Here is a 12668-nt window from a genome sequence, read left to right as displayed (position 1 = left end):
TGAGTGAAATAGTCGGGAGAGCGGTTCGATATAATAGGTCTATTTCCTGGCTATCCATGACGGCTAACCTTTGAAAACACCTCATTTTTATGCTACTATGAAAGTTATGAAAAAACAGTTACAAGGCTTGACGCAGGTGGAGGTCAAGCGGCGGATAGATGCCGGTAAAACAAATCATTTTAAAGCAAAAACTGGCTCCAGCAACTGGGAGATTTTTAGGCGTAATGTCTTTAACTCCTTTAATATGCTCAATTTTGCTATTTTTGTGGCCTTGATTGCTGTTCAGGCTTGGTCGAATCTCTTTTTCTTCGGAATCATTGTGCTTAATGCCTTTACGGGGATGATGACAGAGTTGCGTGCCCGTCGCATGATTGATAAGCTCAATCTCATGAATAAGGATCAGATCCGTGTGGTGCGTGATGGTGAGGTGACTTCTATTAATCCTCAGGATATTGTCCTGGATGATATCATGCTCTTGTCTGCGGGTGAACAGGTGCCTAGTGATGCCGTGGTTGTTGATGGGATGGCTGAGCTCAACGAGGCTATGCTGACGGGTGAGAGTGACCTTATTCTCAAGAAGGATGGGAAGGAGTTGCTCTCGGGTTCTTACCTTGTAAGTGGTCAAGTTTATGCTAAGGTTATTAACATAGCCGAGGACAATTACGCCAATAAACTCATGCTAGAGGCCAAGACGCATAAGCCAATCGTGTCACGTATCCTCTATAATATGGATAAGATTGCTAAGTTTACGGGCAAGATTGTGATACCGTTTGGGCTTGCGCTCTTTTTTGAGGCTTACTTGATTAAACAGCTCTCTCTTCAAGAGTCGGTAGTTACTAGTTCGACAGCTCTTTTGGGAATGTTGCCTAAAGGGATTGCCCTTCTGACAATTACCTCTCTTTTAACGGCTGTTATTAAGCTTGGAATGAAGCATATCCTGGTGCAAGAGATGTACTCTGTCGAAACCTTGGCACGTGTCGATGTGCTTTGTTTAGATAAGACAGGGACGATTACACAAGGAAAGATGACCGTTAAGGGTCTGGAACTACTATCAGAGCGTTTTACGAAAGAGGAGTTGGAGCGCTTGCTTGCGGCTTATATGCAGCATAGCAAGGATAAAAACGCAACAGCCCAGGCGATTCGAAATGCCTATGAAGGTCTGGAACATCATTATCAGGTGGGCGACGTTATTCCATTTTCAAGTGATCGTAAATGGGGTGCTGTGAGCGTTGATGGGCTTGGAACTCTCTTTTTGGGAGCACCCGAGATGCTTCTTAAGGAAAATCCAAAAGCAGTCGATCAGGCTCAGGCTCGTGGTTCTCGTGTTTTGATTTTGGCATGGAGTCAGTCAGCGGTTGATACAGAGACCATGAGTTTGCCTAATGACGTTGAAGCCTTGACTTTACTTGAAATTGCCGATCCTATTCGTGAGGATGCTGCAGAAACTTTAGAATATCTACGTTCAGAAGATGTGACGCTGAAGATTATTTCTGGTGACAATCCGGTGACGGTTTCTCATATTGCACACCAGGCTGGTTTTGCGGATTATCAAAGCTATATTGACTGTTCTAAGGTCAGTGATGAGGAGTTGGAGGCTTTGGCTGAAGATACGGCAATCTTTGGCCGCGTATCTCCACATCAGAAGAAGTTGTTAATCCAAACGCTTAATGCCAATGGGCATACCACAGCTATGACTGGTGACGGTGTCAACGATATCTTGGCACTACGTGAAGCGGACTGTTCGATTGTTATGGCTGAAGGGGATCCCGCTACTCGTCAGATTGCCAACTTGGTGCTTATGGATTCGGAGTTTAAGGATATTCCTGAAATTCTATTTGAGGGACGTCGTGTGGTTAATAATATTGCCCACATTGCACCTATTTTCCTCATCAAAACGGTTTATTCCTTCCTTTTGGGACTTATCTGTATTGCCAGTATTGTTTTTGGAAAGGCAGAGTACCTCTTGGTCTTCCCATTCATTCAGGTTCAGATGACTTTAGCGGGGCAATTTATCGAGGGTCTTCCACCATTTATTTTGACCTTCGAACGTAATATTCGACCTGTTGAGAAACATTTCCTCAGACGTTCGCTCCAGTTATCTATTCCTAATGCCTTGATGCTGGTTATCAGTGTTCTTATTTTCCATCTATCTCAGGTCTATCTTGGCATGAGCAATACGGACATGCTGACGCTGTCTTACTATATGATGGGATCAACGGGTGTCCTTGCCGTTATTCGTGCTTGTATCCCGTTGAATAAGGGACGTGTGGCCTTGATTATTTACTCAGTCTTTGGTTTCTTAATCAGCTCTTACTATCTTCGAGATGTGATTGAAATTTCGACACTTAATAGCTACACCTTACCAATCTATCTGGTAGCAATGGCTATCTGTACACCGCTTTTCTTCTGGATTAGCTACAAACAAGGAGCTTTCCAAAAAGCATAAGTCAAAACTCGAGCTTGGTAACAGGCTTGAGTTTTTTGATACCTCAACAGTAGGAAAGGCCTTGATGTGTATGAGGTATGGTACAATAGAGGCATGAAAACAGTAGGGCACTTGACGCCAAAAGTCATTAAAGCTTTTGATTTGGACTACAAGCCTGGTGAAGAAATCACGCTGTCTGCACAACGTAAGAAGCATATGGAAAAACATCGCCAGGAATTCAGTGATTTTGATGCCACCTATGAACGTATTCCAGAGATTATTGCTCATCCGGACTATATCGGTCGCCATCCTAATGGCCAGTCCTTGGAATATATAAAACGTATTGATGGTAATGTTCTGGTAGCGGTCAGATTATGTGATAAACTTAATGTCCGTACCATGTTTGTGATTAAAGATTCTAAGCTGAAAAATTATCTAAATGCTGGTAGAGCTAAGAAAATGTGATATAATATAGGTAAGAAATAACAACGAGGGCGGAAGAGGCAGCCGCCGCACCTTCGGGTCTGAAAGAGATGCAGGACTGTCACCCTGCCGTTGTTTATCAAACCAAGAAGTCCCTTTTGGGGTCTTTTTTATTTTGTAAAGTGTGGTGACAAGACTATCTCACTCTCTGAATTAGGTATAGACGAATCTTATAAGGGAGGAATTGTCAAAATTAACAGAAAATTCTTGACATCCCTCTAAAAAGGAGTACAATAGTTAGTAAATCAGAAAGTAACTGGTCTTAGATTTTCAGGGAGCCTGCGGTGATTGTGAGTAGGTAATCGAGATGAGCGAACATTGGGCTGATTGGATGATAATGAGAAGGTAATACATATTCTTCTCGGTTGGCACCCCTTACCGTGCAACTCCTTGTTAGAGGAGATAGAGATGATGGTCGTTTTTTTGGAGACCATTAACTGAGGTGGTACCGTGTTAAACTAGATTTAATGCCCTCACAGAGTTTTTCTCTGTGAGGTTTTTTGTTTACTTTTATCTTTAAAGGTCTATTTACCTTAAGGAAGTATTATTTCATTATTCAATGAAAGGTTGGGTATTATGGATGCATTAAACGATATTCGAAGTGATATTGATAATATTGATAGTCAGTTAATTCGACTCCTGGCCCAACGTCAAATACTTGTGGAAAAGGCAGGGCGGCTGAAGCCAAAAGGAGATAATTCCGCAGTCTGGGCGAATGATCGTGTTGCTCAAGTCATAGCTAACCGTCGCAAGGAGGCACTAGAGCTTGGCTTATCGCCAGATGTGGCTGAATGTGTTTGGAGAAGCATGATTAAAGCATTTATTGCTTTGGAAGAGAAAGTGAACAAAGAATAATATGGTGCCAATACATCCTATAAAGGAGCCTTGCATCAGTCTTATTACTCTCGATAAACCAGTTTGAAAGGAAATATTATGAGAAAAATTTTACCAGCCGATACCTTAACACCAATCTTGGCTTATATGCGTGTTCAGGGGGAACACAAGGTTATCCTTGAATCTATTCCTCGTGAGAAGGAAAATGCACGTTTTTCTATTGTTGCCTACAATCCGGTCTTTGAAGTAACCTTCAAGGATGGTGTTCTTTATGAAAATGGTAAGGCTATTGATCAAGATCCTTTCGAATACTTGGACCAAGTAACAGTAAAGGGCATCAAGTCTGACCTACCTTTCGCAGGTGGTGCTATCGGGTTTGCAGGCTATGACATGATTAGTCTCTATGAAAATATCGGTGAGATTCCTGAAGATACGATTGGTACACCTGATATGCATTTCTTCATCTATGAGTCTTATTTGATTTTTGACCACAAGAAGGAAAAGGTCTATGTGGTTGAGGACAATATCTACTCTGGTCGTGACAACGATGCGGTGCGTCAAGCTCTTGGTCAGGTGGTAACCAATCTCCAGACTCAGGCGCCAAACGAGTTTACACCTCAAGCCTTGCAAGCCTTGCAATTTTCAAATCATATCGAAAAAGAAGTCTTCATGGATATGGTGGCTAAGGCCAAGAAACTTATTCGTGAGGGAGATATGTTCCAATGTGTGCTTAGCCAACGCTTTTCAGCGGACTTTGAGGGAGATCCTTTGGATTACTACCGTAACTTGCGTGTGACCAACCCATCAAACTACCTTTATTTCTACGATTTTGGAGATTATCAGGTGATTGGTGCTAGCCCAGAGAGCTTGGTTTCAGTGAAAAATGGAGAGGTGGTAACCAATCCGATTGCTGGAACTCGCCCTCGTGGTACCAATGAGGCGGAAGACGCTGCTTTGGCAGATGAACTCTCACATGATGTCAAAGAAACTGCGGAACACCGTATGTTGGTTGACTTGGGACGTAATGATATTGGTAAGATTGCTAAAAATGGTACGGTCAAGGTGACCAAGTATATGGAAGTTGAGTATTTCCGCTATGTGATGCACCTTACCAGTGTGGTTAAGGGACAACTCTTGCCGGAATTGACAGCACTGGATGCGCTAAAATCAACCCTTCCAGCTGGAACCGTGTCAGGAGCACCTAAGATTCGTGCCATGCGTCGTATCTATGAGCTTGAGCAGGAAAAACGTGGTATTTATGCGGGAGCTATTGGTTATCTGTCTGCGACAGGAGATATGGACTTTGCCATTGCTATCCGTACCATGATTCTCAAAAATCAAAAAGCCTATGTTCAAGCAGGTGCAGGTGTTGTTTACGATAGTGTTCCTGAAAATGAATTTTACGAAACGATTAACAAGGCGAAAGCTATGACAAGAATAGGAGATGCCCAATGATTTTATTAGTTGATAACTATGACTCTTTTACCTATAATTTGGCACAATACCTAGGGACATTTACAGAGGTAAAGGTCTTGCGTAACGATGATGAGAACCTCTATGAAGAGGCGGAAAAAGCTGACGGGCTTGTCTTTTCACCGGGTCCGGGTTGGCCAGCTGATGCGGGTAAAATGGAAGCCTTGATTAAGGATTTCGCTGGTAAAAAACCGATGATGGGAATTTGCTTGGGGCATCAGGCTATTGCAGAAACTTTTGGTGGTCAACTCGGCTTGGCTAAGAATGTCATGCATGGGAAACAAAGTAACATCACTTTTGAAACGCCATCACCTATTTTCAAGGATATCGACAATGATGTCCCAATCATGCGTTACCATTCCATCGTTGTTGACCAAATGCCAGAGGGCTTTGATGTGACAGCTATCACAACTGATGATCAAGAAATCATGGCCATTCAACATAAGGAGCTACCTATTTACGGTTTGCAATATCACCCAGAAAGCATTGGAAGTCCAGATGGGCTTAAGATGGTTGAAAATTTCGTAAAAATCGTTGCAGGCTAGTTGGACAGTCTTTGGACTAGATTTGTCTACGCTCAAAAACTCTCATCGTGCATCAGAAAATATTGAACAGTTTTTAAAAGGAAAACAGATATGAAAGAAATATTTCTACAAATCTCAAACCGCCAAGACTTGTCTCAAGACCAAGTCCAAGCAGTCTTTGACCGCATTCTCAAAAATGAAGTCTCAGAAAGCCAAATTGCTGCCTTCCTTATGGGGCTTAAGACTAAGGGGGAAACAGCAGACGAAATCACAGGTATTGTGCGTGCCCTCAAATCACATGCGACTGTCTTGCCTGAGACCTTCACAGATGCTATGTGTAACTGTGGAACTGGTGGGGACCAGTCTTATAGCTTTAACATTTCGACTACTGTTTGCTTTGTCCTAGCAGCGGGTGGTATCCGTATGGCCAAGGCTGGTAACCGTTCGATTTCCTCTAAATCTGGTTCGGCAGACGTCCTTGAAGCCCTTGGAATCAACGTTGCGGCATCACCAGAAACCCTATCTAAAGCACTTGACGAGGTTGGTTTGGCCTTTATCTTTGCCCAAACCATGCACCCAGCTATGCGTTTTATCGGTCCAGCTCGCCAAGCTCTTGGGATTCCAACGATTATGAACTTGGTTGGGCCACTGGCTAATCCACTTGACCTTGAGACACAACTCATGGGGCTCTATCGTGTGGAATTGCAGGAGATTGTTGCTAATGCTATTCAACAGTTGGGACGTAAACGTGCGGTTATTATCACAGGTCCTGACAATATGGACGAAGCTGCCCTCTATGGCACTAACACCTACACCCTTTTGGAAGATGGTCACATCAGCCAGCACACTTTCACTTATGAAGATTTGGGTATGGAAAAGGTTGAGTTGTCTGACATCACAGGTGGCGATGCCAAGGAAAATGCAGAGATTCTCCTTAGTGTCTTGAAAAATGAAGCTAGTCCTTATCTTGAAACAACAGTGCTTAATGCAGGTCTAGGCTTCTTTGCCAATGGTAAGGTTGAGACTATTAAGGAAGGTGTTGAGCTTGCTCGTCAATTGATTGCGGACGGCTCAGCCCTAGAGAAACTTCGCCAACTCCAAGAGGTACAAGTATGAGTAAAGCCTTTCTCCCAACAATCTTAGAACAAAAAGAAAAAGAAGTGGCCCAGTTGGTCATGGAAGACTTGCAGCCCTTACGTCAGACCTATCGTCTTTATGATTTTCTCAAGTCAAATCAAAACAAGCTGCAAATTATTTCTGAAGTGAAAAAAGCTAGTCCAAGTATGGGTGATATTAACCTAGATGTGGATATTGTGGCTCAGGCCAAGACCTATGAAGAAAATGGTGCAGCCATGATTTCTGTTTTGACAGATGAGGTTTTCTTCAAGGGTGATATTTCCTATTTGAAAGAAATTTCGTCACAGGTGGCTATTCCAACCTTGGCTAAGGACTTCATTATTGATGAGAAACAGATTGTGCGTAGTCGTAATGCGGGTGCGACAGTCATTCTCTTGATTGTAGCCGCCTTGCCAGAGGCTCGCCTCAAGGAGCTCTACGATTTTGCGACAAGCCTTGGCTTGGAAGTCTTGGTTGAAACGCATAATCTGCCAGAATTGGAAGTTGCTCATCGTATTGGTGCTGAGATTATCGGCGTTAACAACCGTAATTTGGTCACTTTTGAGACAGATATCAACACCAGTCTTGAGTTATCAACGCATTTCAAGGACAAGCCTGTTTATATTTCTGAGTCGGCTATTTTTACAGGTCAGGATGCTGCCTTAATTGCCCCATATTTTAATGGGATTCTAGTAGGAACTGCCCTTATGACAGCTGAAAATGTGGCTGAAAAGGTCAAGGAGTTGCAAATTGACAAAGGTTAAAATTTGTGGACTATCGACACCAGAAGCAGTGGCAACTGCAGTTGAAGCAGGTGCTGACTACATTGGCTTTGTGTTCGCCAAGAGCAAGCGTCAAGTGAGTCTTGAACAAGCTCGCGAGCTGGCTAAAGGGGTGACTGGTCAGACAAAAATCGTTGGTGTCTTTGTTTCACCAAGTCTTGAGGAACTGGAAGAAGCAATTGGTCAGGTTCCCTTAGATATCGTTCAGATTCATGGAACTTTTGATGAAGACCTGATTCCAAAGATTTCAGTACCAGTTATTCGAGCTATTCAGATTTCAGATAGTGATTCTCAAGTCAAGAGCCAGGCGGATTATCTTCTCTTTGATGCTCCCATTGCTGGTAGCGGTCAGACTTTTGACTGGCAGCTTTTGGCTGATAAGCAGATTGAGCAGGATTATTTCATCGCTGGTGGCTTAACTGTGGACAATGTGGCAGAGGCCAAGGAGACTTTCCACCCCTATGCCTTAGATGTGTCCTCAGGTGTCGAGACAGATGGTCACAAAGATTTAGACAAGATTAAAGCATTTATAGAAAGAGTGAAAGCATGACATATCAACAACCTGATGCAAAAGGATTTTACGGAAAATTCGGTGGTCAGTTCGTTCCAGAAACGCTGATGACAGCCGTTATTGAATTGGACAAGGCCTATCGTGAAGCCAAGGAAGATCCAAGTTTCCAAGCGGAATTGGATGACCTCCTCAAAAACTATGTGGGACGTGAAACACCTCTTTACCACGCCAAACGTTTGACCGATTATATTGGTGGAGCGCAAATTTATCTTAAACGTGAGGACCTTAACCACACAGGTGCCCACAAGATTAATAATGCCCTTGGTCAAGTTTTGCTTGCCAAACGTATGGGCAAGAAGAAAATCATCGCTGAAACGGGTGCAGGTCAACACGGTGTTGCAACAGCGACAGCCGCAGCCCTTTTCGACATGGATTGTACAATCTATATGGGTGAGGAAGATGTTAAACGTCAGGCGCTTAACGTTTTCCGTATGGAATTGCTTGGTGCCAAGGTATTTAGTGTGACAGATGGTTCGCGCGTGCTTAAGGACGCTGTAAATGCTGCTCTTCGTGCTTGGGTTGCAGGTATCGAGGATACGCACTACATCATGGGATCAGCCCTTGGTCCTGCACCATTCCCAGAAATTGTTCGTGACTTCCAATCTGTCATCGGTCGTGAGGCCAAGCGCCAATATGCAGAGATTTCTGGCGGTAAATTGCCTGATGCTGTAATGGCTTGTATCGGTGGTGGTTCAAATGCTATCGGTATGTTCTACCCATTTGTTAATGATAAATCAGTAGCCATGTATGGTGCTGAGGCTTCTGGTTTGGGGCTTGATACTGAAAAACATGCCGCAACCTTTGCCAAAGGCCGTCCAGGTATTCTTCACGGAGCGCTTATGGATGTTCTCCAAGATGCTCATGGTCAAATCATGGAAGCCTTCTCTATCTCAGCTGGTCTGGACTACCCAGGGGTTGGTCCTGAGCACTCTTATTTCAACGAAATTGGACGTGCGACTTACGACTCTATCACAGATGAAGAAGCTCTCGAAGGCTTCAAACTTCTGTCACGTTTAGAAGGTATTATCCCTGCCCTTGAGTCTAGCCATGCCATTGCGCTTGCGCAAAAAGTGGCAGCTAAGATGTCGCCAGACCAAAGCCTCATTGTCTGCCTCTCAGGTCGTGGGGACAAGGACGTTATGCAGGTTAAAGAACGTTTCGAAGCTGAAGCAGAAGGGAAATAAACCATGACAAAAACACTAACAAAACACCTACAAGCTATCAAAGACAGTAAACGCGGTATTTTCGTACCTTATATCATGGCTGGTGACCACGCTAAAGGTCTAGACGGGCTCTTTGAGACTATCGCTCTCTTAGAAAATAGTGGTGTCTCAGCTATTGAGGTGGGTATTCCATGGTCAGACCCTGTGGCCGATGGTCCCGTTATTGAACTAGCAGGACAACGTAGTTTGGCTAAAGATGTGACTTTGACAGCTATTATCAAGAAGCTTCAAGAACAAAAAACACAGGTACCCTTGGTTATCATGACCTACATCAACCCAGTTTATCAATATGGTATCGAAGCCTTTGTTAAGGATCTTGCAGAGACATCTGTCAAGGGGCTCATTATTCCTGATTTGCCAGACGAGCATGCTGACTTTATTACCCCATATTTGAAAGACAGTGATATTGCTCTCGTGCCTTTGGTAAGCTTGACTACAGGTATTGACCGTCAGAAACAGTTGATTGATGGTGCAGAAGGCTTTATCTACGCCGTTGCCATCAATGGCGTTACTGGTAAGACTGGTAATTACCGTGATGACCTTGATAAACACTTGGCTAACTTGACTGCGCATGCTGACATTCCAGTTCTCACAGGTTTCGGTGTGTCAACAGAGGAAGACATCAAACGTTTTAACGTTGTGTCAGACGGTGTTATCGTGGGATCAAAAATTGTCCGTGACCTCCACGACGGTAAGGAAGAAGAAGTCGCTGAATTTGTTACATTCGGTTCACACTTTGAAAAATAGCAGATGATATTCTCCAGAAATGGGGAGTATTTTTTATCAAATCATTCTTTGGGACATTTGATTTTCCTAGTTATCAAGCTTATAATATGGGTGGATTGTAGCGAATTAAATTTATCTCTTGTTTTTATTTTCATCTTACTTATAGAAAGAAGGTAGACAAATGAAAGTATCATTGAGGGTAATACTAGGAATCTGTTTCTTAATAGGAGCCTTACTATTTTTCTATCGAGGAGAAAATCACTATGCACTGATTTTCCTTTTAGTTGGTGCCCTCTATCTCTACAAGGGCTTGAGCTGAGGGTTAAATCTCGTAATCAACTTTTGTATATCTCGTATCGAATGAATAAGCCTTTTTAGTGACATGAATGTCACTATTTTTTTCTTTTCGAAAGCTATAGACTGATTTTATAGCTAAAAAAAGAAGAGAAGGTATCACTAAAGATGATTGATTATATTTTTTCATTCTTTGTATCAAATAAAAAAGCTCTAGCAATACTCTTTATGATAATTTGCTTGGCTGTTATTTATCCTGGCATGTTTACATTTTTGTATGGTGAAGGCAGGGATTTTGGACGTAGCCTCGTCAACTCAATCTTATCTTAGTAAAGTTTAGCACCTCTTAGGAGGTGTTTTTCTAATGCGTTGAACTATTGAAGGCTAGTATGCTCAGTGTTACAATAATGGCAATGAAAAAGAAAAGGTTTAGAAATCGTTAATGTTTACCAACAATTCCAGAATTATTTTCCTTAATAGGTTTTTGTCGCTGATTATCGAGTACGGCTATGCGATAGCTCTGAGTATTATCTTCTCTAAAATTTCGGTGGACTATGTCTTAGGGCTATGGATTGCCAAATTCTTAGGAGGGATTCTTGCCAATGTGGGACATCAATTTGTAGGAAAAATCACAAATAAAAAATATGTTTTGATTGGTATTGAATTGCTTAAGGCAGTCTGTCTGGCTTTGATCTATCTTGCCATGGGGAGTGTTTTTGTGTTTGCTTTGGTGGTTTTGACTGAAGTGCTGACGACTTACTTTAACAGTTTGTTGTCTTCAGCGGTGCCTGTGCTTGTTAAAAAAGCCAACTTACAAAAATTTAACAGTACCTATACCATGATTGGGTCAGCTTCCTATTTCTTAGCACCTATGATAGTTGGTTTCTGGGGTAGCCTTGATTTAGGAAGCTTATTTTTGGTCTATAGTGTGCTAACTCTACTTGCAACCCTCTTATTGTTTAAACTGGGACCAATCATTTTTGACCGTGAGAATGAATCAGAAGAGGAGGTTTCTTCCAGTCAAGGTATTTCTATTTTTGGAAGGCAGAGTGTCGTCCTTAAGATGGTTATGATGACTATACTCTTACAGTCAGTGGGTGTCTTATATGATGCTTATGAAGTTATCTTCCTGACCAAAGATGTCGGTATTTCTAGTCAGGCCTATTCTTTCTCTCTGTCCTTCTTGGCCATTGCCTTTCTAGCAACGAGTTCAATTCTATCTTTCAAAAGTCTCACTAAATACTCCCCTATGACCGTTTACTTGTTAGGCTCTCTTGTCTATTTGGGTTATGTTGTCGTCTTTCCATTCGTACCTAATCTACCGACTGTTTTGCTTAGCTATATCTTTTTAGCAGTTGGCCAAACGATATCTGGAATCTCGCAAAATGTTTACCTGCAGGAGAAGTTGAATCCTCTACAGCTCAACAATCTTTATTTGAAAATCGAAGTCTTGAATCAGGTTTTGACAGGGATTGTTGTATTTGTTAGTGGTATGCTTATCAAGAGAGGTCTGCAGGTCACTACGATTTATTTAGGATACAGTCTTCCAGTCATTATACTCGTTTTGGGAATAATGCTTATGACTAAACTGTATCAGAAAAATCCAAAGGCATAATTTTTTGCCTAAGATAATGAAAGTCTTCCAAGGTCCTTGAAGTGATCTTGGAATTTTTAAATAAAATAAATCTACAAATGTAAACAAAACCCTTGACACGTTTTCATGATAGCGTTAAAATAAATCTACAAACGTAAACGAACAACAACATTCAGAAAGGAGCTATCATGCTGACAATTTCATCTGCGGAATGGGAAGTCATGCGAGTGCTCTGGGCTAAGGGGCAGGCGACTTCTTCAGAGATTATAGCGATTCTAGCTAAGAAGCTAGACTGGTCGGCTTCGACAGTTAAGACCTTGCTTGGACGTTTGGCGGACAAGGGTTACCTAACTAGTCAGCGTCAAGGACGAGGCTTTATCTATCAAGCTAGCTTGGGGGAAGATGAAGCGAATTTTCAAGCTTTAGAGGCTGTTTTTGATAAGATTTGCCTGACCAAACACAGCGACTTGTTGGGTCAACTCATCGAGAAGACGCCGATGACTCAAGCTGATGTGGATAAGCTGCAGGCCTTGCTTGTAGCAAAAGAACCTGTGGATCAGGTGGTGTGTGACTGTGTGCCTGGCCAATGTGCTTGTGGGCATCATATGGAGGTGATATAGGAA

General features: G+C 42.5%; 12 protein-coding genes. All 12 read left to right on the top strand.

Going from position 1 to position 12668, the window contains the following annotated elements:
* Positions 1–97: 97 nt before the first annotated feature.
* The 12 genes from SSAL8618_RS08135 to SSAL8618_RS08080 all read left to right on the top strand — a co-directional run bounded on the left by SSAL8618_RS08135 (position 98) and on the right by SSAL8618_RS08080 (position 12665).
* Positions 98–2446, top strand: coding sequence for a cation-translocating P-type ATPase (locus tag SSAL8618_RS08135; RefSeq protein ID WP_038676626.1), 2349 nt, complete (start codon positions 98–100; stop codon positions 2444–2446).
* A gap of 93 nt (positions 2447–2539) precedes the next feature.
* Positions 2540–2890: a PBECR3 domain-containing polyvalent protein gene (locus SSAL8618_RS08130; RefSeq protein WP_014634923.1), complete on the top strand. Its 351-nt coding sequence runs from the start codon at positions 2540–2542 to the stop codon at positions 2888–2890.
* Positions 2891–3484: 594 nt separating this feature from the next.
* Complete coding sequence (locus SSAL8618_RS08125) at positions 3485–3763, top strand: chorismate mutase (RefSeq protein WP_038676624.1); 279 nt, start codon at positions 3485–3487, stop codon at positions 3761–3763.
* Positions 3764–3841: 78 nt separating this feature from the next.
* On the top strand, positions 3842–5197 hold the full coding sequence (gene trpE, locus SSAL8618_RS08120; RefSeq protein WP_038676622.1) for an anthranilate synthase component I: 1356 nt from the start codon (positions 3842–3844) through the stop codon (positions 5195–5197).
* Complete coding sequence (locus SSAL8618_RS08115; protein WP_022496112.1) at positions 5194–5760, top strand: aminodeoxychorismate/anthranilate synthase component II; 567 nt, start codon at positions 5194–5196, stop codon at positions 5758–5760. The genes trpE and SSAL8618_RS08115 overlap by 4 nt, the downstream gene beginning before the upstream one ends.
* 90 nt (positions 5761–5850) lie before the next feature.
* A complete protein-coding gene (trpD, locus tag SSAL8618_RS08110; protein ID WP_014634922.1) occupies positions 5851–6855 on the top strand; it encodes an anthranilate phosphoribosyltransferase in 1005 nt (334 codons plus the stop codon).
* Positions 6852–7619, top strand: a complete 768-nt coding sequence (gene trpC / locus SSAL8618_RS08105) for an indole-3-glycerol phosphate synthase TrpC (protein WP_022496113.1) — start codon at positions 6852–6854, stop codon at positions 7617–7619. The genes trpD and trpC overlap by 4 nt, the downstream gene beginning before the upstream one ends.
* Positions 7606–8187: a phosphoribosylanthranilate isomerase gene (locus tag SSAL8618_RS08100; RefSeq protein WP_037611884.1), complete on the top strand. Its 582-nt coding sequence runs from the start codon at positions 7606–7608 to the stop codon at positions 8185–8187. Before trpC ends, SSAL8618_RS08100 begins: the two co-directional genes overlap by 14 nt.
* Positions 8184–9392: a tryptophan synthase subunit beta gene (gene trpB / locus SSAL8618_RS08095; RefSeq protein ID WP_022496114.1), complete on the top strand. Its 1209-nt coding sequence runs from the start codon at positions 8184–8186 to the stop codon at positions 9390–9392. The genes SSAL8618_RS08100 and trpB overlap by 4 nt, the downstream gene beginning before the upstream one ends.
* A 3-nt stretch (positions 9393–9395) precedes the next feature.
* Complete coding sequence (trpA, locus tag SSAL8618_RS08090; RefSeq protein ID WP_022496115.1) at positions 9396–10178, top strand: tryptophan synthase subunit alpha; 783 nt, start codon at positions 9396–9398, stop codon at positions 10176–10178.
* Positions 10179–10893: 715 nt separating this feature from the next.
* Positions 10894–12066 carry an MFS transporter gene (locus SSAL8618_RS08085; protein WP_022496117.1) on the top strand — a complete coding sequence of 391 codons (1173 nt, stop codon included), beginning with the start codon at positions 10894–10896 and terminating at the stop codon, positions 12064–12066.
* A 167-nt stretch (positions 12067–12233) separates the two neighbouring features.
* On the top strand, positions 12234–12665 hold the full coding sequence (locus tag SSAL8618_RS08080; protein WP_038676620.1) for a CopY/TcrY family copper transport repressor: 432 nt from the start codon (positions 12234–12236) through the stop codon (positions 12663–12665).
* Positions 12666–12668 lie beyond the last annotated feature (3 nt).

Source organism: Streptococcus salivarius (assembly GCF_000785515.1).
GTDB lineage: Bacteria > Bacillota > Bacilli > Lactobacillales > Streptococcaceae > Streptococcus > Streptococcus salivarius.
This window is presented reverse-complemented; position numbering and strand designations above follow the sequence as displayed.

Bases quoted from the DNA above. Each gene is read 5' to 3' on its own strand.
- SSAL8618_RS08130 (WP_014634923.1), top strand. From the start codon at position 2,540: ATGAAAACAGTAGGGCACTTGACGCCAAAAGTCATTAAAGCTTTTGAT.
- SSAL8618_RS08115 (WP_022496112.1), top strand. From the start codon at position 5,194: ATGATTTTATTAGTTGATAACTATGACTCTTTTACCTATAATTTGGCA.
- trpB (WP_022496114.1), top strand. From the start codon at position 8,184: ATGACATATCAACAACCTGATGCAAAAGGATTTTACGGAAAATTCGGT.
- trpC (WP_022496113.1), top strand. From the start codon at position 6,852: ATGAGTAAAGCCTTTCTCCCAACAATCTTAGAACAAAAAGAAAAAGAA.
- SSAL8618_RS08135 (WP_038676626.1), top strand. From the start codon at position 98: ATGAAAGTTATGAAAAAACAGTTACAAGGCTTGACGCAGGTGGAGGTC.
- SSAL8618_RS08085 (WP_022496117.1), top strand. From the start codon at position 10,894: ATGTTTACCAACAATTCCAGAATTATTTTCCTTAATAGGTTTTTGTCG.
- trpD (WP_014634922.1), top strand. From the start codon at position 5,851: ATGAAAGAAATATTTCTACAAATCTCAAACCGCCAAGACTTGTCTCAA.
- SSAL8618_RS08080 (WP_038676620.1), top strand. From the start codon at position 12,234: ATGCTGACAATTTCATCTGCGGAATGGGAAGTCATGCGAGTGCTCTGG.
- SSAL8618_RS08125 (WP_038676624.1), top strand. From the start codon at position 3,485: ATGGATGCATTAAACGATATTCGAAGTGATATTGATAATATTGATAGT.
- trpE (WP_038676622.1), top strand. From the start codon at position 3,842: ATGAGAAAAATTTTACCAGCCGATACCTTAACACCAATCTTGGCTTAT.
- trpA (WP_022496115.1), top strand. From the start codon at position 9,396: ATGACAAAAACACTAACAAAACACCTACAAGCTATCAAAGACAGTAAA.